General features: G+C 68.5%; 1 protein-coding gene. It reads right to left on the bottom strand.

What is annotated here, in order from left to right:
* Positions 1-434 precede the first annotated feature (434 nt).
* A complete protein-coding gene (locus Y958_RS26625) occupies positions 435-25,904 on the bottom strand; it encodes a hypothetical protein (RefSeq protein WP_088874883.1) in 25,470 nt (8,489 codons plus the stop codon).
* Positions 25,905-26,361 lie beyond the last annotated feature (457 nt).

A 26,361-nucleotide genomic window follows, 5' to 3' on the forward strand; every position in this document is an offset into this window, starting at 1 on the left:
GGTCATCGCTGTGAACCGGCGCGATCAATGGCGCGGCTGATTTCAATTGGATCAGACGGGTGGCCACTGCGCTGATTGACGTCCAAAGCGCATGCCGATTATAGGGGTGACAGGGTTGCTGGTGCTCACCCACAAGAACACCCTGGTAGTGACCTCGCCAACAACTAGCGCGCATCGCGTGACCGCCGTCAACCTGCGGTCTACACCGCATGCTTACGGAGCTGAATGCGGATCACCGGCCACAAGTCGCTGGCCATGCTGGCACGGTACTATCACGCCGACGCGGAGGAACTGGCGCGGCGGCTGGCGTAAGCCGATGCAACGTCAAGATGGCGAGAAGGACAAAACGCCTGTTTCCCCGAACAAGCGGGCGTTTTCCGGATTCCCGAACGCACCAGTTTCCGTACAGCACATAGGTGAACGGGCCCCGGGTGTTAGAAGTCCCAGCTGGCCCGCAGGACGCCGGAGTGGCCTTGGTAGTCGCGGCGCAGTTCGCCGTTGTACTCCAGGCGCAGCTTGAAGCCGTCCGACTGCTCCACGGTGGCGCCCAGGGCGACACCCAGGCCGTCGGCCTGCGGCCGGCCGGTAGTGCTGGCGAAGGTCACGCCGGCCAGCGCGCCGGTGGTGGCGATGGGGCCGTTCAGATAGTCGTGCACCCAGAACACCCGCAGGTCGGGAAACAGGCGACCGATGCCGGTATCGATGCGGGTGTCCAGCTTCACGCCCACCTCGTGGGTTATGGCGTTGGTCACCAGCGCGTCAATGTTCAGGTCGGCGATGCCCGCGTCCCGCTCGTTATAGGCGTGGTTGGTCAGGCGCACGGCCCGCACGCTGATCTGCGGCGTCAGGGTGAAGTCCCGCGCCACCGGCAGGTCATAGCCCACCGTCACCTTGCCCAGATACTGCTCCCCGCCATAGTTGGCATTGGCGCGGGCCCCCAGGAACTGGATGACGCGGCGCTGGTCGTAGTGGTTGTAGCCCCAGCCCACCTGGCCTTCGACTGACAGGCGCTGATCCGCCCAGTCGGGCCGCCAGACGCTGTAGGCGGTCAACTGGTAGCTGCCCACCCGCGTGGTGCTGCCCGCCATGACGCCCTGGCCCACCGACGCGCTGTTGATCCAGCTGAAGGCCAGGCCCGCCATGACCTCGTCGCTGGCGAACCAGTCGGCGCCCAGCACCACGCCACTGCTGCTGGCGCGGTAGCCCGCCGCCTCCGTCGTCGTGCCGCGCAGCACGCCGCCGCCCAGGATCTCGCCCCAAATCACGCCCTCACGGCCTTCAGAACCGGCGGCGGCGCCTTTCGTCGATCCGTCCATCAGGCTGGCCACCGTCTCCTGGTGCTGGCTGATGGCTGTCGTCGTCGGCGTGACCGCCGTGGCGGTCAGCTGCGGCGTCAGCTGACTGGGCGCCAGCTGCGCCACCGCCACCTGCTTGGCCTCCACCGACAGTTTCGCCAGGGGCGCCAGCACCTGCTGCGTGAACGCCGCCACCTGCGCGGTGCTGGTGATGGACGAGGAGGCCAGCGCGGCGATCTGGTCCAGGGCGGCACCCGAACCCACCGCCGCACCGCCCTGGGCCACGCCCACGGCCGTGTAATTGGTGGTGGTGCCCGCCACCGTCACCACCAGGTCAGTGGTACCGCCCACCGTGACGGTGGCGGCGCTGACGGTGTAGCCGGTGGCGTTGAAGCTGACACCACTGAGGTTGAGGCCGCCGCCCGCCGCGGCGATGGTGTAGGTGCCGGCCTGCAGGGCGTTGCCGCCGGCCCCCTGCAGCGTCACCGACCCGCCCGTCAGGCTGGCGCCGCCGCTGATCACCAGGTTGCCGTAGCTGGTCTGCGACGTGGCGCCGATGACCAGGCTGCCGGCCGTCTGGCTGTAGCTGCCGGTGATGTTCACGGCACTGTTCACCAGCAGGGTGGACCCGTTGTTGACCACGCTGTGGCTGCCGACGTTCACCGCATCGGCCAACCGCACCGTGCCGCTGGCGAAGCGCAGGTTGGACAGGCGGTTGTCGATGGTGCCGCCGGTGAACACGCCCGGTGCGGCATCCGTGCCGCCCGTAATCACGAGGTCGTTGGCCGACAGGTTCACGACGTTGCCCGTGACGGTGCCACTGTTGGCCAGTGTGCCCAGCGTACCGGTGCCGGCGATATACAGCGCCGTGGCGCCGCCAGCGGTATTGGCCAGGGTGCCGGTGACAGTCAGCGTGGCCAGGCTGGCGCCGATATAGTCGTTGCCCGCTGCCGCCAGCAGGTTGCTGCCGCTGGTGACCGCGTTTGCCGACAGGCCGGTGAGGCCGCTGGTGACCGTGGCACCACTGTAGCTGGAGCCGGTGCCACCCTGGATCAGGGTGACGCTGTCGCCCGCCAGGTAGTTGCCCACCGCGCTGACGGCGGCATTGACCACGCCGCCCGCCACGGTGGCAGCATTGCTGACGGTCAGGACATGACCGCCCGTGGTCAGGGTGCCGCTGCTCTGGGTGAAGTTGCCCGTGACCGCCACGTCATTGGCGAGGGCGATGCTGGCGCCGGCGTTGCTGACCGTGTGCGTCGCCACGTTGATGGCGTCGCCCAGGCTGACCGCACCGGACGCGAACACCACGTTGGCGCCCGTGTTGATGATGGTGCCGCCGGTGAAGCGGCCCACCGCCCCATTGCCGCCGCCGTTGATCGTCAGATCGTGGGTGCTGGTGTTGACCACGTTGCCGCTGATCAGGCCGCTGTTGGCCAGGTTGCCCAGGGTGCCGGTGCTGGCGATGTACAGCGCCGTGGCGCCGCCGGCCGTGTTGGCCAGGGTCCCTGTGACGTTCAGCGTGGCCAGGCTGGCGCCGATGTAGTCGTTGCCCGCGACCGCCAGCAGGTTGCCGCCGCTAGTGCCGCCGTTGGCCGACAGGCCGGTCAGGCCGCTGACCACCGTCGCGCCGGTATAGTTGGAACCAGCCCCACCCTGGATCAGGACGACGCCGTCACCCACCAGGTAATTGGCCGCCCCGTTCAAGCCGCCGTTGACCACGCCGCCGGTGACGCTGGCGGCGTCGCTGACGGACAGCACATGACCACCCAGGCCCAGGGTGCCCGCCGTCTGGCTGTAGGCCCCCGTGACACTGATGTCGCCGGCCAGGCTGATGCTGGCGCCCGTGTTGGCCACCGTATGACCGGTGGCGACGATCACGTCGCCCAGGCTGACGGCGCCCGAGGCGAACACCACATTACTGCCGGCATTGCGGATGGTGCCGCCGGTGAACACACCCACCGCGCCGTTGGAGCCACCGGTGATGCGGAGATCACCCGCCGACAGGTTGACGATGTTGCCCGCGATGGTGCCGCTGTTGGCCAGGGCGCCCAAGGTGCCCGTGCTGGCAATGTACAGCGCCGTGGCACCGCCGGCATTGTTGGCCAGCGTGCCGGTGACCGCCACACTAGCCAGGCTGGCACCGATGTAGTCGTTGCCCGCGACCGCCAGCAGGTTGCTACCGCTGGTGGTGCCGGTGGCGTCCAGGCCGGTCAGGCCGCTCACCACCGTGGCCCCGCTGTAGTTGGAACCCGCCCCGCCCTGGACCAAGGTGACGCCGTCACCCACCAGGTAGTTGGCCGCCCCGTTCAGGCCGCCATTGACCACGCCGCCGCTGATGCTGGCCGCGTCGCTGACGGACAGCACATGGCCACCCAGGCCCAGCGTGCCCGCCGCCTGGCTGTAGGCGCCGCTGATGCTGACGTCGCCGGCCAACGTCAGGCCGGCCCCGGTGTTGCTGACCGTGTGGCCGGTCACGTCGATGGCATCCGCCAAGCTGACCGCCCCGCTAGCGAAGGTCAGGTTGCTCAGGCTATTGCGGATGGTGCCGCCCGAGAAGCTGCCCACCGTGCCGCCATTAACGCCATTTGGGGAACCACCGACGATCACCAGGTCATTGGCGCTGGCGTTGACCACGTTGCCGATGATGGCCCCGCTGTTGGCCAGGGTGCCCAGGCTGCCGGCCCTGGTGATCAGCACCGCCGTGGCGGCGTTGATGGTCCCGGTGTTGGTCAGCGTCCCCAGCGTGCCACTGACATAGTCGCTGAGCAGGGTCAGCAGCAGATCGGTGGCGGCCCCGTTGACGCCCGTGCCCAGCGTGGCGCTGAAGCCCGTGGCCGCGGCGCTGAGGCCGCTGGTGGTCAAGGACCCGCCCACCTCGGCGATGGTGTAGCTCTGGCCGGCGATCAGGTTGCTGCCCGACAGCGCCGTCACCGCCACCGTGCCGCCGGTGAAGGCGGCGTTGCTGCTGACCAGCAGTTCACCCGCCGTGCCGCTGCCGATGCCCATGGCCAGCGTGCCGGCGCTTTGCGCGTAGTTACCCGTCACGCTGATGGCGTTGGTCAGCAGTACGTTGGCGCCGCTGTTCACCAGCGTGCCACTGCCCACGTTCACCTGGTCGTTCAGCACCAGGTTGCCGCTGGCCAGTTCCACATTCGCCAGCGTGCTGGTGATTGTGCCGATGCCGCTGGTACCGGTCAGCGTGCCGGTGACCGTGCCGCTGCCGCCGGTGAACACCAGGGCATTGGCGCTGGTGTTCACGATGCTGCCCGCAATGGTGCCGCTGTTAGCGATGGTGCCCAGCGTGCCGCTGGTGTGGATCGCCGTCACGCCGGTGATCAGGCCGCTGTTGGCCAGCCCGCCGATGGTGCCGCTGTTTTGCACCGCCACCTGGCCGGCGATGGTGCCGCTGTTGCTGACCGCGCTCAGGGTGGCGCTGTTGTACAGGCCGTAGGCCGTGCCGCTGATCAGACCCTGGTTCAGCAGGCTGCCGATGGTCCCGGCATTGTTCAGGCCGGCCGCTGCCACCGATGGCGCGTCGATCAGGGCGCCGGTGTTGACCACCATGCCGATGCTGCCCTGGTTGTACAGGCCCACCCGACCATCGATCGTGCCGCTGTTGCTGACCAAGGCCACGCGACCCAGGTTGCGCACGCCGTACTGCGTGCCCTGCAGCAGGCCGCTGTTGACCAGAGAGCCCACGCTGCCCAGGGTACCGATGTAGGCCGCCGTGGTCACACCGCTGATGGTGCCTGTGTTGTTGAGCGTGCCCAGCGTGCCGCCCACATAGTCGTTGGCCACGGCGATCAGCAGGTCCACGCTGGACCCGATGGTGGCCACACGGGTGGCGGCGGCCAGGCCGGTGATGGCCGAGGTGACGCTGACCCCGCTATAGCCGGACCCCGCCCCGCCCTGCACCAGCGTGCCGGCGGCGCCCCCCGCCACGTAGTTGCCGCCGGCATCCAGCTGGGCCGTGGTGATCATGCCGCCGCTGATGCTGGCGACACCGCTGACCACCGCCGACAGCGTGCCCAGCGCCAGCGTGCCGCTGGCCTGGCTGTAGTTGCCGGTGATGCTGAGGGTGCTGGCCAGCGTCAGGCCGGCGCCGCTGTTCACCACCGTATGGCTGCCTACATTGATGGCGTCGCCAACCACCTGAGCACCCCCGGCGAACACCAGGTTGCTGGCCGCGTTCGCGATGGTGCCGCCCGCCAGCGTGCCGTTGCCCGCGATGACCAGGTCGCCCGAGGACAGGTTGACAATGTTGCCACTAAGGGTGCCGCTGTTGGTCACCGTGCCCAGGGTGGCGCCGGCCGCGTTGTAGAGCGCGGTGGCCCCTGCGATCAGGCCCTGGTTCAGCAGGGCGCCGATGGAGCCGCCGTTGCGCACGCCGCTGAGCGTGCCCGCCAGCGTGCCGCTGTTGGAGAGGGTACCGATGCCGCCCGTCGCCGCCACATAGACGGCGTTGCCGGCGCTGACGGTGCCGCTGTTCCCCAGCGTGCCCAGCGTGCCGCCGACATAGTCGTTCAGACCCACCAAGGTGAGGCTGGTGCCGCCGACGCTGCCCGTCAGCTCCAGCCCCGTGACGCCGGAGGCGTAGCTGAGGCCGGTGTAGCTGGACCCCACCCCGCCGGCCACGGCCGCGGTGCCGCCGCCCTGGCCCCCCAGCAGGTTGCCCGCCAGGAGGTTGAGGGTGCCCGGCGCGCCGCTAACGGCGATGGTGCCGCCCGTCAGCACGGCGGCCCCGGTCACCGACAGCTGGCCGCCGCCATAGGCCAGCGCCAGCGTACCGGCCGACTGGCTGTAGTCGCCGCTGACACCGACGATGGTGTTCAGCAACACACTGGCCCCAACGTTGACCAAGGTGTGGCCGGTGACGGTGACCAGGTCGTTCAGCGCCAGGTTGCCCGACGCCAGCACCACATTGGCCAGCGTGCTCATGATGCCGCCGCCGGTCAGCGTGCCCACCACCGTGCCCGTGCCGCCCTGGATGGTCAGGGCGTTGGCGCTGGCGTTGATGATGTTGCCCTGGATCAGGCCGCTGTTGACCAGGGTGCCCAGCGTGCCGCTGCTGGCAATGTAGACCGGGGTGGCGCCGCTCAAGGTACCGGTGTTGGACAGCGTCCCAAGCGTGCCGCCGACATAGTCGGTGGTGACCGCCAGCAACAGGTCGAGGCTGCTGCCCACCGTGGCGATGGCGGCGGTGCCGCCCAGGCCCTGAAGGCCCGTCACGGTGATGGTGGCGCCGGTGTAGTCGGACCCGGCGCCGCCCTGCACCAGGGTGTAGGCGCTGCCCGCCAGGTAGTTGCTGGCGCCCGACAGGCTGGCCCGCACCGTGCCGCCCGTGATGCTGGCGGCATTGCTGACTGCCAGCTGGGCCGTGGCCGGGTCGATCAGCAGGCTGCCGCCCGTCTGGCTGTAGGCGCCGGTGACGTCGATGGTGCCGGCCAGGATCAGGCTGGCCCCGCTGTTCACCACCGTATGGCTGCCGACATTCACGCTGTCGTTCAACGCCAGGGCGCCGGAGGCGAACACCACGTTGGCGGTACCGCTGGTGATGACGCCCATGCCCGACAGGCCGGTCAGCGTGCCCACCGTGCCATTGCCGCCGCCGGTGATGGTCAAATCACCGCTGCCCAGGTTGGTGATGCTGCCAGCGATGACGCCGCTGTTGGCCAGGGTCCCCAGGCTGCCGGTGCCGGCGATGTAGACGGCGGTGGCGGCGCTGAGCGTGCCGCTGTTGGCGATGCTGGCGAGGGTGCCGCCGATGTAATCGTTCAGGCCCACCAGCACCAGGTTGGTGCCGCTGGTGGTGCCGGCCATGCTGAGGCCCATGACTCCGCTGGTGGTGACGCTGACACCGGTGTAGCTGGACCCCGCACCACCGGCCACCAGGGTGGGGCCGACTTGGCCCACCAGGTGGTTGGCCGTGGAGGACAGGGTGGCGACCACCGTGCCGCCCGTCAGGCTGGCCGTCCCGCCGACCGCCAGCTGCGCACCGCTGGCCAGGCCCAACGTGCCCGCCGACTGGCTGTAGTCGCCGCTGACACCGACGATGGTGTTCAGCAACACGCTGGCCCCAACGTTGACCAAGGTATGGCCGGTGACGGTGACCTGATCGTTCAGCGCCAGGTTGCCCGACGCGAGCACCACGTTGGCCAGAGCGCTGGCGATGCTGCCGCCCGTGAAGGTCCCCACCAGAGTGCCGCTGCCACCGGTGATAGTCAGGGCGTTGGCACTGGCGTTGACGATGTTGCCGCTGATCAGGCCGCTGTTGGCGATCATACCCAGCGAGCCGCCGCTGGCAATGGACAGGGCGGTGGCGCCCGACAGCGTGCCTGTGTTGCTGAGCAGGCCAATGGTGCCGCTGTCCAGCAAGCCGACTATCGTGCCGCTGTTGGCCAGCGTGCCGACGATGCCCAGGTTGCGGATGCCGTGGGCGCTGCCGGCCAGCAGGCCGCTGTTGGCCAGGGTGCCGACGCTGCCCGTGGCCGCCACGTACACCGCCGTGACGGCGCCGCTGATGCTGCCGCTGTTGGCCAGGGTGGCGAGGGTACCGCCGACATAGTCGTTGCCGATGGTCGCCAGCAGGGCGTTGCCCGCCACGCTGCCGCCGACCTCCAGCCCGCTGACGCCGGCGCCCACCAGGGTGGTGGCGTAGCGGGAGCCCGCCCCGCCACTGACCAGCGTGGTGATGCTGCCGCTGGCCAGATAGTTGCCCGTGACGCTGTAGCCCCCGGCCTGGACGCTGCCGTCGGTGATGGTGGCTGCCCCCGTGACCACCAGGCCGCCGCCGGCGCTGATGCTGAGGGCGCTGTTGGCGGACGCCGCCTGGCTGTAGTTGCCGGTGATGGTGATGGGGGCGCCCACCCACAGGGTGGCGCCGCTGTCGTTCAGCACGGTACCGCCGCCGACGTTGACCTGGTCGTCCAGGCGGGTTGTGCCGCTGGCGAAGACCACGTTGGCGAGCGTGCTGGTCAGGGTGCCGATGCCGCCACCGGCGCCCGCCAGAGTCCCTGCCAGGGTGCCGGTCCCGCCGGCGATGGTGAGGGCATTGGCCGAGGCGTTGACGATATTGCCCTGGATGACGCCGCTGTTGACCAGCGTGCCCAGGGACCCGCTGGTGGCGATATAGACCGCCGTGCTGGCCGCCAGCAGGCCGCTGTTGGTCAGCGTCGCCAGCGTGCCGCCGATGTAGTCGTTGGCGATGGCCAGTACCAGGTTGTCGCCCACGATGCTGGTGGCCAGGCCCAGGCCGGCGATGGTGCCGGCCGCCGTGATGGTGGCGCCGGCGTAGCTGGAACCCGTGCCGCCGGCCACCACCGTGGTCAGGCTGCTGGCCAGGTAGTTGCCGGCGCTGGACAGGCTGACCTGCACCAGGCCGCCGCTGATGCTGGCGGCGCCGCTGACCGCCAGTTCACCCAGCGTGCCCAGGGCCAGCGTGCCGCCCGTCTGGCTGTAGGCGCCGGTGATGCTGACCGCCGTATCCAGGCGCAGGGTGGCGCCGCTGTTGACCACCGTGTGGCCGCCGACGTCGATGGCATCGCCCAGCGCCAGTTGGCCCCCGGCGAACACCAGGTTGGACGCCGTATTGCCGATGCTGCCACCCCTCAGGGTGCCGGCGACGGTGGCCCCGCCCATCAGCACCAGGTCGCGGGCCGAGAGGTTGACGATGTTGCCGCTGATGGTGCCGCTGTTGACCAGGGTACCCAGCGTCGCCGTGGCGGCGTTGCTGAACGCGGTGACGCCCGACAGCATCCCCTGGTTCACCAGGGTGCCGATGCTGCCCAGGTTGTTCACCGCCGCGATGGTGCCCAGCAGGGCGCCGGCGTTGGTCAAGGTGCCTACGCTGCCGCTGGCCGCGACATAGACCGCGTTGTTGGCGCTGAGAGTCCCGGTGTTGACCAGGCTGCCCTGGACGCCGCCCAGGTAATCGTTGAGGGTCAGCAGGTACAGGCTGTTGCCGCCCACGCTGCCCGTCAGTTCCAGGCCGCTGACGGGCGAGGCATAGGTCAGGCCGGTGAAGGTCGAGCCGGCACCGCCCGCCACAGCCAAGCCACCGCCGCTGCCCGCCAGCACGTTGTCGGTGCTGACGACACCGGCCAGCGCCACCGTGCCGCCGGTCATCAGGGCGCCCCCGCTGACCGACAGCTGGCCGGCGCCGGAGGACAGCGCCAGGGTGCCGGCGCTCTGGCTGTAGGTGCCGGTGACGCTGATCAGGGTGTCGAGCCGAACCGAGGCGCCGCTGTTGACCAGCGTGCCGCCGCCCACGTCCACCTGGTCGTTCAGCAACAGGCTGCCAGACGCCAGCACCACGTTGGCGCCGCTGCTGGTCAGGGTGCCGACGCCGGTATAGCCGGTGAGCGTGCCCACCGTCCCGGCGCTGCCGCCGGCGATGGTGAGGTCGATGCCGCCGGTGTTCTGGATGTCGCCGGCGATGGTGCCGCTGTTGGCCAGCAGGCCGATGGTGCCGCCGTTGGCCAGCGCGACGGGGCCGCTGATCACGCCGCTGTTGGACAGGACGCCGATGGTGCCCTGGTTCCCCACCGCGGCGGGGGTGCCCGATCCGGCCGAGATCTGGGAACTGACCAGGCGGCCGCTGTTGACCAGCGTGCCGATGCTGCCACCGTTGTAAAGGCCGTTGGTGCCGTCGGCCAGCAGCGTGCCGCTGTTGACCAACAGGCCGACGGCGGCATTGTTGAGGATGCCGGTACCGGCCACGCTGATCAGCGCGCTGTTCAGCAGCGTGCCCACGCTGCCCATGTTGTGGATGCCCCAGGTGCCGTTGATCGTGCCGGCGTTGGCCAGGGTGCCGACGCTGCCCGTGGCTGCCACGACCATGCCAGTCCCGACGCTGAGGGTGCCGGTATTGCTGAGGGTGGCCAGGGTGCCGCCGGCATAGTCGTTGGCGATGGTCATCAGCAGGGTCTGGCTGGCGGTGAGGCCGCCGGTGGCCAGGCCGGCCACGGTGTCGGTGACCGTGGCCCCGACGTAGCTGGAGCCCGCCCCGCCCCGCACCAGGGTGTAGGAGGCCCCCACCAGGTAGTTGCCGCCGGCGTCCACGAGGCCCAGGACCGTGCCGCCGCCGATGCTGGCCGCACCACTGACCGTCAGCGGGTTGGTGCCGGCGTTCAGCGCCAGGGTGCCGCCCGTCTGGCGATAAGCGCCGGTGATGCTGACGCTGCCGGGCAACGTCAGGGAGGCGCCGCTGTTCACCACCGTATGGCCGGTGGCGTTGATGGCGTCGTTCAGCACCAGGTTGCCGCCGGCGAAGACCAGGTCGCCGCCGGTGTTGGTGATGCTGCCCAGCCCAAACTGGCCGGTCAGGGTGCCAAGGGTGCCGAAGCCGCCACCGGTGACGGTAAGGGTGCCGCCGCCGTTGACGATATCGCCCTGGATCAGGCCGGTGTTGGCCACCAGGCCGACGGTGCCGGCGATGTAGAGCGCGGCATTGGTGCCGCTGAGCGTGCCGCTGTTGAGCAGCGTGCCGATGCTGCCGCCCGCCGCCACGTGCAGGGCTTGGGTGACGCCGCTGATGGCGATGGTGTTGGCCAGGGTGGCCAGGCCGGCGCCGACATAGTCGCTGCCGAAGGCCAGCAACAGGCTGGGGCCGCCAACAGTGCCGGCGCTGGCAAGGCCGGTGGCGCCGGTGGCCTGGACGGTGGCGCCGAGGTAGCTGGACCCGGTGGTGCCGCTCACCAGGGTGGTGGCGTTCCCCGCCAGGTAGATGCCGGTGCCGGACAGGCTGGCCAGGACCGTGCCGCCGGTGATGCTGGCCACGCCGCCGACCGCCAGCTGCGCGCCATTGCCTACCACCAGCGTGCCGGCCGCCTGGCTGTAGGCGCCGGTGATGCCGATGACGCTGGCCAGGGTCAGCGCGGCGCCGCTGTTCACCACCGTGTGGCCGGAGACATTGAGGGTGTCGTTCAGCAGCAGACTGCCGGCCGAGAACACCACGTTGCCCAGCGTGTTGCTGAGGGTTCCAAGAGTGCCCTGGGTGGTACCCGCCAATGTGCCGACCGTGCCGCCCAGACCCCCGGTGAAGATCAGATCCTGGGTCGCCAGGTTGACGATGTTGCCCGCAATCAGCCCACTATTGCTGATGGTGCCCAGGGTGCCGGAGACGCGGTTGAACAGGGCGGTACGGCCGCTGATCGTGCCGCTGTTGGCCAGGGTCCCGATGGTACGGGAGTTGTAGATGCCGTAGGGGGCGCCGCTGATGATGCCCTGGTTGACCAGGACGGCGATGGTGCCGCCGTTGTTCAGCCCACCCGCCAGCGGCGCGGGGGCGTCCAGCAGGGCGCCGGTGTTCAGCACCGTGCCGATGCTGCCCAAATTGTAGAGGCCGATGCTGCCGGTGGCCGTGCCGCTGTTCTGAAGCTGGCCGATGGTGCCCTGGTTCAGGATGCCGTAGAGCCGGCCCGACAGCAGGGCGCTGTTGGTCAGCGTGCCGACCTGGCCGCTGCTGGCGACATTGACGGGGATGGTGACGCCGCTGATGGTGCTGGTGTTGCTCAGCGTGGCCAGGGTGCCGCCGACATAGTCGCTGAGCGGGTTCAGCAACAGGTCGACGGTGCCGCCGATGGTGGTCGTGGTGCCGGCCAGGACCAGGTTGCCGACGGTGGAGGTAACGGTGACACCGGTGTAGTCGGACCCCGCACCGCCCTGTACCGCGGTGCCGGCGATGGTGCCAACCAGGTAGTTGCCGCCCGCGTCAAGCAGGGCGACCACATTGCCGCCGCTGAGGCTGGCGACGCCACTGACGGACAAGAGGCCCGTACCCGGCGTCAGGACCAGGCCGCCCCCTGTCTGGGTATAATTGCCGGTGATGGCGATGTGCGTCCCCAGGGTCAACCCGGCGCCGCTGTTGACCACCGTCTGGCCGCCGACGTCGATCTGGTCGTTCAGCGCCAGGTAGCCGCCGGCGAACACCAGGTTGGCCCCGGTGCTGGTGATGGTGCCGGCGTTGGTCAGGGTCGCGCCCGTCAGCAGGCCCGCCTGGCCGGTGTTGGTGCCGCCACTGATGGTCAGCGGCCGGGTGCCAGCGTTGACGATGTTGCCCTGCACCGTGCCGCTGTTGACCAGGCTGGCCAGCGTGCCGCCGCTGCCAATGTAAAGGGCGGTGGACCCGCCGGCGACCAGGTGGCCGCTGTTGTTCAGCAGGCCCAGGGTGCCGTTGACGGCGACCGCCCTGCCCCCGGCGATGCTGCCGCTGTTGTCCAGGGTCCCGATGCTGCCGCTGTCACTAATCCCGCCGCTCAGGCCCTGGATCAGGCCGCTGTTGTTCAGCGTCGCAATGCCGCCCGCATTGCTCACGGCGGGCAGGCTGGTGGAGCTGATGAGGCCGGCATTGTTGAGGATGCCAATGGTGCCGTTGTTGACCAGGCCCAGGAAGTTGCCCGCGATGGTGCCCAGGGTGGTGTTGGTCAGGGTGGCGATGACGCCGTCGTTCTGCAGCGGCGTGGCGCCGGTCAGCGTGCCGTTGTTGAGAACGGTGCCGACGCTGCCAGTAGCCGCCACGTAGAGCGGAACGCCCGCGCCGATGCTGCCGGAGTTGGTCAGCGTGGCGAGCATGCCGCCGATATAGTCGCTGATCGCCGTGGCCAACAGGCTGATGGCGCCGCCGCCGCTGACCGTGCTGGTCCGCAGGGCGACGAAGCCGCCATCCGCCTGGACGCCGGCGTAGTCGGAACTGGCGTTGCCCGTCACCAGGGTGCCGACCAAGGTGCCCACCAGATAGTTGGCGATGCTGGACAGGCCGGCGACGACGGAGCCGCCGGAGAGGCTGGCCGCCCCCGTCACCACCAGGCGGCTGGCGCCCGCTGCCACGGTCAGCCCACCGGCCGACTGGCTGTAGTCGCCCGTCACGGTGACGATGCTGTCCAGCCGCACCGACGCGCCGCTGTTCACCAGGGTGTGGCCGGTGACAATGACGGCGTCATTCAGCGCCAGGTTGCCCGAGGCCAGGGTCACGTTGGCCAGGGTGCTGGTGAGGGTGCCCATGCCGGTAGCACCGGCCAGGGTACCAACGGTGGTGCCGCTGCCACCCTGGAGGATGAGGGCATGGGCGCTGTCGTTGGTGATGTCGCCAGCGATGGTGCCGCTGTTGACCAGCGTCCCCAGGCTGCCCGTGGCGCTGATGTACACCGCCTGCTGGCTGGCCGTGCCGACCGCCAGCCGGCCGCTGTTGGCCAAGGTCCCCAGCGTGCCGCCGACGTAGACCGCCTGGAAGCCGTCCGGACCGATGGTGAACAGCCCGCTGTTGGCCAACACGTCCATGTGCCCGCCCAGCGACAGGCCGATGACGCTGCTGAAAATGGTGCCGCTGTTGGACAGGGTCCCGTAGCTGCCATCGCCCTGGATGGCGGTGGTGGCGCTGTGGATGAGGCCATCGTTCTGGATGGATCCGATGGTCCCGTGGTTCAGGATGCCGACGGTGGCCCCCAGCGTGCCGCTGTTGGTCAGCGTCCCCAGTGTGCCGGTTGAGGCGACATAGACGGCGGTGTTGAAGCCGATGCTGCCCGTGTTGGAAACACTGGCGATCGACCCGCCGATGTAGTCGTTGGCATTGTACGCCACGTAGGCGAAATACTCGCCGGAACCGGACAGCGTGCTGGCCCAGCCCAGCAGGGTGGTGGCGAAGGCCGCCCCCTGGGCCATGGTGTCGTGGGCGCCCACCCAGTTGACCGGGGCGGTGAAGCTGACGCTGGAGCTTTCGCTCTGCACCAGCGTGAACTTGTCCCCGGCCAGGTAGTTGGCCTGGTCGTTCAGGATGACGTTGACCCGGCCGCTGGTGATGCTGACCGAGCCGGGGGCGAACAGCTGGCCCGCGCCCGCCCTGATGTTCAGCGTCCCGCCGTTCTGGACGAAGTTGCCGCCGAACAGCGTCACCGCCGACCCGACCAGGCTGTTGTGGCCGGCGATGCTGATAACACTGTCCAGCGTCAGGCTGGCGCTGTTGATGACGGTGTGGGTACCGACGTTGAGGGCGTCGTTCAGCGCCAGCGCGCCGCCGCTGAACACCAGGTTGCCGGCGGTGTTGGTGATCGTGCCCTGGCCGGATGAGCCCGTCAGGGTGCCGATGGTGCCGCCGGTGCCGCCGCCGATGGTCAGGCCGACGGTGCCGGTATTGACGATGTTGCCCTGGATCACGCCGCTGTTGCTGATCGTGCCCACGCGGCCGTTCACGCCGATGGCCAGCGCCTGCGTGCCACTGAGGGTGCCGCTGTTCAGCAGCGCCGTCAGGGCGGCGTTGGCCACGATGGCCTTGTGCGACGCGGCGATGGTGCCGCTGTTGCTGATGGTCCCGATGGCGGCGCTCATGTAAACGCCGCTGGCGTTGGCCACGATGGTGCCGTTGTTCACCAGCGTCTGGATCGTGCCCGCCGCCTGGAACAGGCCGTAGTTGTTGCCGATCAGGCCATCGTTCAGCAGCGTGACGATGGTGCCGTCGTTGCGCAGGCCCTGCTGCGCGCTGGCGCTGTTGGACCGGATGGTGCCGCCGGCCGTATTGTCCAGCAGTTGGATGGTGCCCGTGTTCTGCAGGCCGCCGTCGTGGCCGGTCATCAGGCCATAGTTGACGACGGTGTTCAGGATGCTTTGGTTGATCAGGCCGTAGCCCACCGTGCCGGCCAGGGCGGCGAAGGTGCCGCCCACCGTGTTGATCAGCGTGGCTATGGTGCCGCGGTTCAGCAGACCATAGCCGCCGTTGGTGCCGTCGCCGCTGACGACACCGCTGTTGGTCAGCGTCCCGATCGTGCCGGCGATGGAGGCGCCGTAGCCCGTGACGGCGCCCACACCCGCCAGCGTGCCGCTGTTGCTCACCGTGCCGATGCTGCCCGTGCTGCGCACGAACAAGGCGGTCTGCATGCCGCCGATGCTGCCGGTGTTGTTCAGCGTGGGCAGCAGCGTGCCGACATAGTCGTTGGAGCTGAGCGCCACGAGGTTGGTGCCGCTGATGGTGCCGGAAACCGCCAGGCCCGAGACCCCGCCGCTGGTGACCGAGACGCCGCTGTAGCTGGACCCGGGGCCACCCGCCACCAGGGTGGCGCCCACCTGCCCCGCGATGTAGTTGGTCAAGGCCGACAGGGTGGCGACCAGCGACCCGCCGGACAGCACCGCCGCCCCGGTGACCGACAGTTGCGCCCCGCTGGCCAGCCGCAGGGTGCCGGCGGACTGAAGGTAGTTGCCGGTGACGCTGATGATGGTGTTCAGCAGGACGTCCGCGCCGATGTTCAGCAGCGTGTGGCTGGCGACGGAGACATGGTCGTTCCACAGCATGTCGCCGGTGGACAGGGTCACGTCTGCGAAGGCGCTGGTCAGGTACCCGATGCTGCCGGCGGTGCCGGTGTAGGTGCCAAAGGTGCCGGCACCACCCGCCAGGTTCAGGCCCCGGCCGTTGATGGTGCCGGCGATGACGCCGCTGTTGACCAAGGTGCCCAGGTAGCCGTTGCTGCTCACCGTGCCGTTAGAGACACCGCCCAGGCGCACCGCCGTCTTGCCGCTGATGGTGCCGCTGTTGACCACCGTGCCGACGGTGCCGCCCAGGATGTTCAACGCGACGATGGAGGAGGAGACGCCGGCGCTGCTGTTGGTGATCAGGCCGCTGTTGGTCAGGGTTCCGATGGTGCCGATGAGCGAGCCGGTCACGGCGACATAGACGGCACCGTTGTTGGTGGCGCTGTCGGCGATGGTGCCGCTGTTGGTGAAGGCGGTAATTACGCCGGCGTTGAACACGCCCGCCGCGTTGCCGATGCCGCTGATCAGGCCGGCGTTGTTGACCGCGCCGATGGTGGCGCCCAGCAGCTTCATGCCCACCGCGTTGCCGCTCAGCGCGCCGATGGTGCCCGTCAGACTGTTGTCCACTTCCCCGATATGGGCGCCCAGGGTGGCCAGCAGGCCCGCGGCGGCGATGGTCCCCACCACCAGGCCGCTGTTCACCAGCGTGCCGATGGAGCCGCCCGCCGCCACAAACAGGCCGCCGCCGCTGGCGCTGGTGCCCTTCACCGTACCGGCGCCGCTGTTCACCAGCGTGCCGATGGTGCCCAGGACGTCGACGCCGATGGCGCTGAACAGCGTGCCGCTGTTGCTGAGCGAGCCCAGGCTGCCCGTGGCCGCAACATAGACCGCGCCCGCCCCCTGGGTGATGGTGCCGGTGTTGACGATGCTGGCCAGCACCGTACCGACATAGTCGTTCTGGACGCCCAACGTCAGGATCGTGCCGCCAACCGTGCCACCGGCGGTGCTGAGCCCGGTGATGGTGCCGCCAACCAGCGTGACGCCGGCGAAGGATGAACCGGCGGCCCCGGCAACCAGCGTGTAGGTGCCGGACAGGTGGTTGCCGGTACCCGACAGGCTGGTCAGGACGGTGCCACCGCTGAGGGTCACGACGTCGCTGGCGACCAGGCCGCTGGTGCCCGGTGTCACCGCCAGCGTGCCGGCCGTCTGGGTGTAGGCGCCGGTGATGCTGACGATGGTGGACAGCGTCAGGCCGGCGCCGCTGTTGATGACGGTATGGCCCGTGGCCAGGATGCGGTCGTTCAGCAGCATATTGCCGGCGGTGAAGGCCACATTGCCCAGCGTGCTGACGATGGTGCCCTGGCCCGACTGGCCGGTCAGCGTGCCGATAGTGCCGGCGGCACCGCCGGTGATGGTCAGGGTGGCGGCGGTCTCATTGTCGATGGTGCCCCGGACCACGCCGCTGTTGCTGAAGCCGTTGACCAGCGTCCCGGTAAGGTACAGCGCGTTGCCGCCGCTGATGGTGCCGCCCGCCAGGTTGACCAGCGTGCCCAGCGTGCCCGCGACGTTCACGGCGCTGGTGGCGTTGGCGATGACGCCGCTGTTCACCAGCGTATCCAAGGTGCCGGACACCTGGACGGCGCTCTGCCCGGCGGTGATGGTGCCGCTGTTGTTCAGCGTGCCCATCGTGGCGTTGCCGTCGATGTAGACGCCCTGCGGGCCACCGTTGATGCTGCCGCTGTTCGTCAGCAGCCCCAGGGTGCCGAAGTCAACGACGCCGGCGGAGCCAGAGCTGATCAGGCCGGCGTTGGACAGCGTGCCCAGATAGCTGTCGTTCTGCGCGCCGGCGGCCGTGCCACCCAGGATGGTGCCGCCAGCGCTATTGATCAGCAGCCCGATGGTGGACTGGTTGCCCAGCGCCTTGACCGCGCTGGAGATCAGCCCGCTGTTGATCAGCGTGCCAATGCTGCCGTTGTTGCTTAACCCCGTGTTCGACCCCGTCAGCGTGCCGCTGTTGCTGAGCGTGCCGACCGTGCCGGTCGAGGCCACATGGAGGGCTTGACTGACGCCGCCGATGCTGCCGCCGTTGCTGAGCGTCGCCAGCGTGCCGCCCACATAGTCGTTGCCGATGGTCAGCAACAGGTTGTTGGCGCCGTCGGCGGACAGGCCAATCGATAGGCCGGTGACGGCGCCGGCCTGGATGGCGGCGGTGTAATCGGAGCCCGTGCCACCGGCGACCAAGGTGCTGGCCCCTACGGTGTAGTTGCCGGTCGAGGACAGGCCGGCCGCGATGGTGCCGGCGATGCTGGCGGCCCCGCTGACCACCAGCCCGCTGGTGCCGGGGGTCAGCGACAGGGTACCCGCCGCACCCTGGGTATAGGCGCCGGTGATGCTGACGATGGTGGTCAGCGTCAGGCTGGCACCACTGTTGGTGACGGTGAAGCCGCCGGCGCTGATGCTGTCGTTCAGCACCAGGGCGCCCCCAGCGAACATCACGTCGGACGCGCTGGTGAGGGTGCCCTGGTTGGTCAGCGAGGCGCCCGTCAGCGTGCCGACGGTGCCCCCCGTCCCGCCGCTAATGGTCAAGGCGCCGCCGCCGTTGTTGATGATGGCGCCGGCGATGGTGCCACTGTTGCGCAGGCCCCCCAGCGGGCCATAGAGCGCCACCGCCTTGGACGCCTGGATCAGGCCGCTGTTGATCAGCGTGCCGACCGTGCCGGCGCTGTACAGGGCCGAGCTGCCGCTGCCCGAGGTGCCGCGCATGACGCCGCTGTTGACCAGCGTGTCGATGACGGCGCCCGGATCGTTGAGGAAGGCGACGTTCCGGCCCACGATGGTGCCGCTGTTGTCCAGCCGCCCCATGCTGCCGCTATTGCGCACGGCGAAGTAGCTGCTGCCGATGACACCGCTGTTGCTCAGCGTGCCTATGGTGCCACCGGCATTGTTCTGCACGGCGCTGCCGCCGGTGATCGTTCCCGTGCCGGTATTGGCCAACAGCCCGATGGTGCCAAGGTTGGCCACGCCGCCGCCGAAACCGGCCGACACGCTGCCGCTGTTGCTGAGCGTGCCGACGGTGCCCGTGGCCTCGATGTGGACGCCGTTGGAGGAGCCGCTGATGGTGCCGACGCTGTCGTTGACCAGCGTGCCCAGCGTGCCGGTGACATAGACACCCCCGCCCAGGACCCCACCGAACAGGACGCCACTGTTGTTCAACGAGTCCAGCGTGCCGCCGACATAGGCCGCATACTTGGCGCCGCTGATGGTGCCGGCGTTGCCCAGGCTGGCCAGGGTACCGCCGATGTAATCGTTGGTAATGGTCAGCAGCAGGTTGTTGGCGCCATCGCCCGCCATGGCGGCGGCCAAGCCGGTGACTGTGCCGCCCAGGGTGGCGGACGCGTAGTCGGACCCGGCACCGCCGGTCACCAGGGTGCTGGCGCCAATGGTGTAGTTGCCGGTCGAGGACAGGGCGGCCAGGACCGTGCCGGCGACGGTGGCGGCGCCGCTGACCACCAACTCGCTGGCGCCAGGGGTCAGCGACAGCGTGCCGCCAGCGCCCTGGGTGTAAGCGCCGGTGATGCTGACGATGCTGGTTAGCGCCAGCGTGGCACCGGTGTTGAAGACGGTGTGGCCGCCGGCCATGATGCTGTCGTTCAGCACCAGGGCACCCCCCGCGATCACCACGTCCGCGGCACTGGTCAGCGTGCCCTGGCTGGATGCGGCGTAGCCCGTCAGAGTGCCGACCGTGCCGCTGCTTCCGCCGACGATGGTCAGGGTGCGGGTGTCATTGGTGATGTCACCCGCGATCAGGCCGCTGTTCACCAGGCTGCCCAGGGTGCCGCCGCCGTTGATCTGGACGGCCAGGCCGGCCTTGATCGTTCCGCTGTTGATCAGCGTGGCTATGGTGCCACTGTTATTGAGGGCGACGGCGGTACTGCCGGTGACGGTGAGGAGTCCGCTGTTGGTGATGGTACCGATGCGGCCGGTGTTGTTGATCCCGCCGCTCAGGCCACTGATGGTGCCGGCGTTGATGAACTGGCCGATGGTGCCGCCGGCGACATGAGCGCCGACGCCCACGCTGATCAGGCCGTTGTTGACGAAGGTGCCGAGGGTTCCGCCATTCTCCAAGCCGATCCCCGGGCCGCCAAGGGTGCCGTCATTGGTCAGCCTACCGATGGTGCCGTAGTTGCCGATGGCGATCCCCGTGGCGTTCACCACGGCGATGGTTCCTCCGTTGGCCAAGGAAGCGATGCTGCCGTCGACCTGGACGGCATAGTTGATGGCACCGATGGTGCCCGCGTTGGTCAGCGTGCCGACCGTGCCCTCCACGACGATGCCATTGGTCACGCCGGTCAGGGTGCCGCTGTTGGTGAAGGCCCCCAGGCTGCCCGTACCGGCCACGTACAGGGCGTTCTGGCTGGTGAGGGCGCCGGCGTTGGTGAGGCTGCCCAGGCTGCCGCCGACATAGTCGTTGGTGATGGTCAGCAGCAGGTTGTTGGCACCGTCGCCCGCCACGGCAGCGGCCAGCCCGCCCACTGCGTCGCCCAGGACAGCGGCGGCGTAGTCGGAGCCGCTGCCGCCGGCCACCAGGGTACGGTTGCCTGCGGTGTAGTTGCCGGCCGTGGACAGCCCGGCCAGGAGCGTGCCGGCGATGCTGGCGGCCCCACTGACCACCAACTCGGTGCTCGTGCCCACGCTAAGCGTGCCGCCGGCACCCTGGGTGTAGGCGCCGGTGATGCTGACGATGCTGGCCAGCGTCAGGCCGGCGCCGCTGTTGATGACGGTATGGCCCGTGGCCAGGATGCGGTCGTTCAGCAGCATATTGCCGGCGGTGAAGGCCACATTGCCCAGCGTGCTGACGATGGTGCCCTGGCCCGACTGGCCGGTCAGCGTGCCGATGGTGCCGGCGGCACCGCCGCTGATGGTCAGGGTGGCGGCGGTCTGATTATTAATGGTGCCCCGGACCACGCCGCTGTTGCTGAAGCCGTTGACCAGCGTCCCGGTCAGGTACAGCGCGTTGCCGCCGCTGATGGTGCCGCCCGCCAGGTTGACCAGCGTGCCCAGCGTGCCCGCGACGTTCACGGCGCTGGTGGCGTTGGCGATGACGCCGCTGTTCACCAGCGTATCCAAGGTGCCGGACACCTGGACGGCGCTCTGCCCGGCGGTGATGGTGCCGCTGTTGTTCAGCGTGCCCATCGTGGCGTTGCCGTCGATGTAGACGCCCTGCGGGCCGCCATTGATGCTGCCGCTGTTCGTCAGCAGCCCCAGGGTGCCGAAGTCAACGACGCCGGCGGAGCCGGAGCTGATCAGGCCGGCGTTGGACAGCGTGCCCAGATAGCTGTCGTTCTGCGCGCCGGCGGCCGTGCCACCCAGGATGGTGCCACCAGCGCTGTTGATCAGCAGCCCGATGGTGGACTGGTTGCCCAGCGCCTTGACCGCGCTGGAGATCAGTCCGCTGTTGATCAGCGTGCCGACGCTGCCGTTGTTGCTTAACCCCGTGTTCGATCCCGTCAGCGTCCCACTGTTGCTGAGCGTGCCGACCGTGCCGGTCGAGGCCACATAGAGGGCTTGACTGACGCCGCCGATGCTGCCGCCGGTGCTGAGCGTCGCCAGCGTGCCGCCCACATAGTCGTTGTTGGCGACGAACAGCAGGTTGTTGCCGCTGATGCTGAGGCCGCTGTCGAGACCGGTGACGGTGCCCGTCACCAGCGCCGCTCCGCCCTGGAGGGCCGAGCCGGCGCTGATCAGGGTGGAGGCGCCCGCCAGGTAGGTGCTGGTGCTGGACACGCTGGCGACCACGCTGCCGCCGGTCAGGCTGGCCGTGCCGCTGACGATCAGCCCACTGGTCCCCGGAATCAGGTTCAGCGTGCCGGCGCTCTGGGCATAGTGGCCAGTGATGCGGACGATGGTGCTCAGCGACAGGCTGGCGCCAAGGTTGCTGACGGTGTGGTTGGGCGCGAAGATGCGGTCGTTCACCAGCAAGTTGCCGGACGTGAAGGCCACGTTGCCCAGCGTGCTGACGATGGTGCCCTGGCCCGACTGGCCGGTCAGCGTGCCGATGGTGCCGGTGGCACCGCCGCTGATGGTCAGGGTGGCGGCGGTCTGATTATTAATGGTGCCCCGGACCACGCCGCTGTTGCTGAAGCCGTTGACCAGCGTCCCGGTAAGGTACAGCGCGTTGCTGCTGCTGATGGTGCCGCCCGCCAGGTTGACCAGCGTGCCTAGCGTACCCGCGACGTTCACGGCGCTGGTGGCGTTGGCGATGACGCCGCTGTTCACCAGCGTATCCAAAGTGCCGGACACCTGGACGGCGCTCTGCCCGGCGGTGATGGTGCCGCTGTTGTTCAGCGTGCCCATCGTGGCGTTGCCGTCGATGTAGACGCCCTGCGGGCCACCGTGGATGCTGCCGCTGTTCGTCAGCAGCCCCAGGGTGCCGAAGTCAACGACGCCGGCGGAGCCGGAGCTGATCAGGCCGGCGTTGGACAGCGTGCCCAGATAGCTGTCGTTCTGCGCGCCGGCGGCCGTGCCACCCAGGATGGTGCCACCAGCGCTGTTGATCAGCAGCCCGATGGTGGACTGGTTGCCCAGCGCCTTGACCGCGCTGGAGATCAGTCCGCTGTTGATCAGCGTGCCGACGCTGCCGTTGTTGCTTAGCCCCGTGTTCGATCCCGTCAGCGTCCCGCTGTTGCTGAGCGTGCCGACCGTGCCGGTCGAGGCCACATAGAGGGCTTGACTGACGCCGCCGATGCTGCCGCCGGTGCTGAGCGTCGCCAGCGCGCCGCCCACATAGTCGTTGTTGGCGACGAACAGCAGGTTGTTGCCGCTGATGCTAAGGCCGCTGTCGAGACCGGTGATGGTGCCCGTCACCAACGCCGCACCGCCCTGGAGGGCCGAGCCGGCGCTGATCAGGGTGGAGGTGCCCGCCAGGTAGGTGCTGGTGCTGGACACGCTGGCGACCACGCTGCCGCCGGTCAGGCTGGCCGTGCCGCTGACGATCAGCCCGCTGGTCCCCGGAATCAGGTTCAGCGTGCCGGCGCTCTGGGCATAGTGGCCAGTGATGCGGACGATGGTGCTCAGCGACAGGCTGGCGCCAAGGTTGCTGACGGTGTGGTTGGGCGCGAAGATGCGGTCGTTCACCAGCAAGTTGCCGGACGTGAAGGCCACGTTGCCCAGCGTGCTGACGATGGTGCCCTGGCCCGACTGGCCGGTCAGCGTGCCGATGGTGCCGGTGGCACCGCCGCTGATGGTCAGGGTGGCGGCGGTCTGATTATTAATGGTGCCCCGGACCACGCCGCTGTTGCTGAAGCCGTTGACCAGCGTCCCGGTAAGGTACAGCGCGTTGCTGCTGCTGATGGTGCCGCCCGCCAGGTTGACCAGCGTGCCTAGCGTACCCGCGACGTTCACGGCGCTGGTGGCGTTGGCGATGACGCCGCTGTTCACCAGCGTATCCAAAGTGCCGGACACCTGGACGGCGCTCTGCCCGGCGGTGATGGTGCCGCTGTTGTTCAGCGTGCCCATCGTGGCGTTGCCGTCGATGTAGACGCCCTGCGGGCCGCCATTGATGCTGCCGCTGTTCGTCAGCAGCCCCAGGGTGCCGAAGTCAACGACGCCGGCGGAGCCGGAGCTGATCAGGCCGGCGTTGGACAGCGTGCCCAGATAGCTGTCGTTCTGCGCGCCGGCGGCCGTGCCACCCAGGATGGTGCCACCAGCGCTGTTGATCAGCAGCCCGATGGTGGACTGGTTGCCCAGCGCCTTGACCGCGCTGGAGATCAGTCCGCTGTTGATCAGCGTGCCGACGCTGCCGTTGTTGCTTAGCCCCGTGTTCGATCCCGTCAGCGTCCCGCTGTTGCTGAGCGTGCCGACCGTGCCGGTCGAGGCCACATAGAGGGCTTGACTGACGCCGCCGATGCTGCCGCCGGTGCTGAGCGTCGCCAGCGCGCCGCCCACATAGTCGTTGTTGGCGACGAACAGCAGGTTGTTGCCGCTGATGCTAAGGCCGCTGTCGAGACCGGTGATGGTGCCCGTCACCAACGCCGCACCGCCCTGGAGGGCCGAGCCGGCGCTGATCAGGGTGGAGGCGCCCGCCAGGTAAGTGCTGGTGCTGGACACGCTGGCGACCACGCTGCCGCCGGTCAGGCTGACCGTGCCGCTGACGATCAGCCCGCTGGTCCCCGGAGTCAGGTTCAGCGTGCCGGCCGTTTGATCAAAGGCGCCCGTCACCGTGACCGGATTGGTCAACGTCAGCGACGCGCCGCTGTTCACCACCGTGTGGCCGGTGACATTGATGTCGTCGTTCAGCAGCAGATTGCCGCTGGTGAACGACAGGTTGGACAGCGTGTTGACGATGCTGCCCGTGCTGGTCACGGTCTGGCCCGTCAGCGTGCCGATGGTGGCGCCGGTGCCGCCGCTGATCGTCAGGGCGTTGGTCGACGCATTCAGAATCTTGCCGGCGATCAGGCCGCTGTTGGCGACCGGGCCCAGCGTGGCGCTGGACGCGACGAACAGGGCGGTGGCGCCGGTCACCGTGCCCGCATTGATGACCTGACTCAAGGAAGTCAGAACGGCGATGCCGCCCACAGCCCCGCTGATCAGCCCGTTGTTGGTCAGCTGGCCGAGCCCCTGCCCACCGACACCCAGCGCGGTGCTATTGGTGCTGACGATGGTGCCGGTGACGCTGTTGACCAGGGTGCCGACGGAACCGAACAGGCCCATGCCGGCCGACGTCGTGCCAAGGATCACGCCGCTGTTGACGATGCGGTCAATGCGGCTGCCGTCCGCCATATAAACGCCCATGGAGCCGCCAGAAAGCGTACCGGCGTTGCTGAGCGTGCCCACGGACCCGCCGACTTGGGACCCGATCAGAGTGTCGTCCATGGCGAAACCACGCACGCTGCCGCTGATCGTTCCGCTGTTGGTCAGGGTGCCGACCGTGCCGGTTGGGGCGATGTACACGCCAGTCGCGACACCGCTGATGGTACCGGTGTTATCGATCGTCCCCAGGCTGCCGCCGACATAGTCGTTGGTCACCGTCAGCAGCAGACTACCGCCGCCGACGCTGAAGCCGGCGCCGGCAACATTGCTGACGGTGGTGATTCGGGCGACGACTGCGCTGTAGTCGGACGCACTGGGGGAGGACACCAAGGTAACGCCGCTGCCCGCCAAATAGTTACCGGTGGCGGACAGGGTGGCCGCCACCGTGCCGGCGATGGTGGCGCCGTCGGTCACCACCAGTTGACCGCCCGTCAAGGCCAAGGTGCCGGCCGATTGGCCGTAGGCGCCCGTCACCGTGACCGCTTGGGTCAATGTCAGCGCCGCGCCGGTGTTCAGCACCGTGTGCCCGGTGGCATCGACACTGTCGCCAAGAACCAGGTTGCCGCCGCTGAATACAAGGTCGCTGTTGGTATTGTGGATCGTGCCGATACTGTCGAGGGTCACAATCGGGTTGCTGGACCATCCCCCCATCGCGCCCTTCAGCGTGCCCACCGTGGCACCGCTGCCCCCGATGATGGTGAGCGCGACATTGGAGTTGTTCGTGATGTCGCCGGCAATGGTGCCGCTGTTGATCACGGTTCCAATGCTGGCCGCAATCGCCGACCCGGCGTTGATCAGGCCGGTGTTGATCAGGGTGCCGACACTGCCGCCATTGATGGCGGCGCTGCTGGCGGCGATGGAACCGCTGTTGGTCAGGAGGTTGATGGCGCCGCCGACGTTGTTGATGGCGGTGTAGTAGGCGCTGATGGTGCCGGCGTTGTTCAGACTGCCGATGGTGCCGAGATTCCGGATGGCGGCGGCGGTTTGGTTCAGAATCTGGCCGCCGCCATTATTGACGATGGTGTCGATGACGCCGGCGTTGCTGATGGCCGGCCCGCTGGAGCCATCGTTGGTGAGGGTGCCGTCGTTGATGATCGCGCCTATGCTGGCGCCAGCGGCGTTATAAAGGCCGGTCCGCCCGATGATCGCGCCGATGCTGGTGATCGTCACCAGGCCGATGATGTTCTCGTTCTGAACCGCGGGGTCGTTGCCTCCCCGGATCAGGCCATTATTGCTCAGCGTGCCGATGGTGCCGAGGTTCTGGATGGCGTAGGCCGTGCTTTGGGCCCAGAGGGTGCCGCTATTGGAAAGGGTGCCGACACTGCCCACGCTCGACACGGAGAGTGCCACGACGCTGGCGGTCGCGGTGTGCACCGTGCCGGTATTGGTGACGGTGATGTTGGCGCCGCCTGTCACCACGAAGCTGGCGGAGGTCGAGCCGGAGATGACGGTGTCGCTGGAAATGGTGGTTTGCGCCTGGACGGCACGGGGCAGCGAGAGGGCGACACCCATCGCCAGCAGGGAAGAGCCGGCCAGCAGAACCTTGGCGGAAGTCACACGCTTCATCGTCATCCCCATCCCACGCCGAATTTCGGGGGCACGCGGAAAGGGGAAACAGGCAAAGCGGATGAACCACGGGACCCAGTTCAGCCCCACCTCCGGTCTGCCACACGCATCCCAACCTTGTATCCCCACCCCTGGCCACAAGCCTAAGTGCCAGGCAGGCACACCTAGCCAAAAGATGGTGTCCCTTACTGGTTCTGCGGGATGTCTTAATGCCTGTCAATCCCACGATCATGGCGCACCGCGCATATTTCAGAGGATGAATTATAATTACTGTACGTCGGTGTTTAATTACCGATAACAATCGCGAAAGTAGCGACAGCCCATCGCCTCACACCGTTGTTTCTCAAGGAAATTGAGCCGGAACGGGCAATTTTCGCCGCCCCACAGACGCAACCACCCGCCTTAGACCAACACTATTTGCGTTTTTGCGAATTATTAGTGGCGGCGGATGGCGGCG

It is taken from the genome of Nitrospirillum viridazoti CBAmc (assembly GCF_000730165.1).
GTDB classification, from domain to species: domain Bacteria; phylum Pseudomonadota; class Alphaproteobacteria; order Azospirillales; family Azospirillaceae; genus Nitrospirillum; species Nitrospirillum viridazoti.

What these genes read in the sequence shown, in the direction of transcription:
- Y958_RS26625 (WP_088874883.1), bottom strand. Translation starts at nt 25,904, where the DNA reads ATGAAGCGTGTGACTTCCGCCAAGGTTCTGCTGGCCGGCTCTTCCCTG.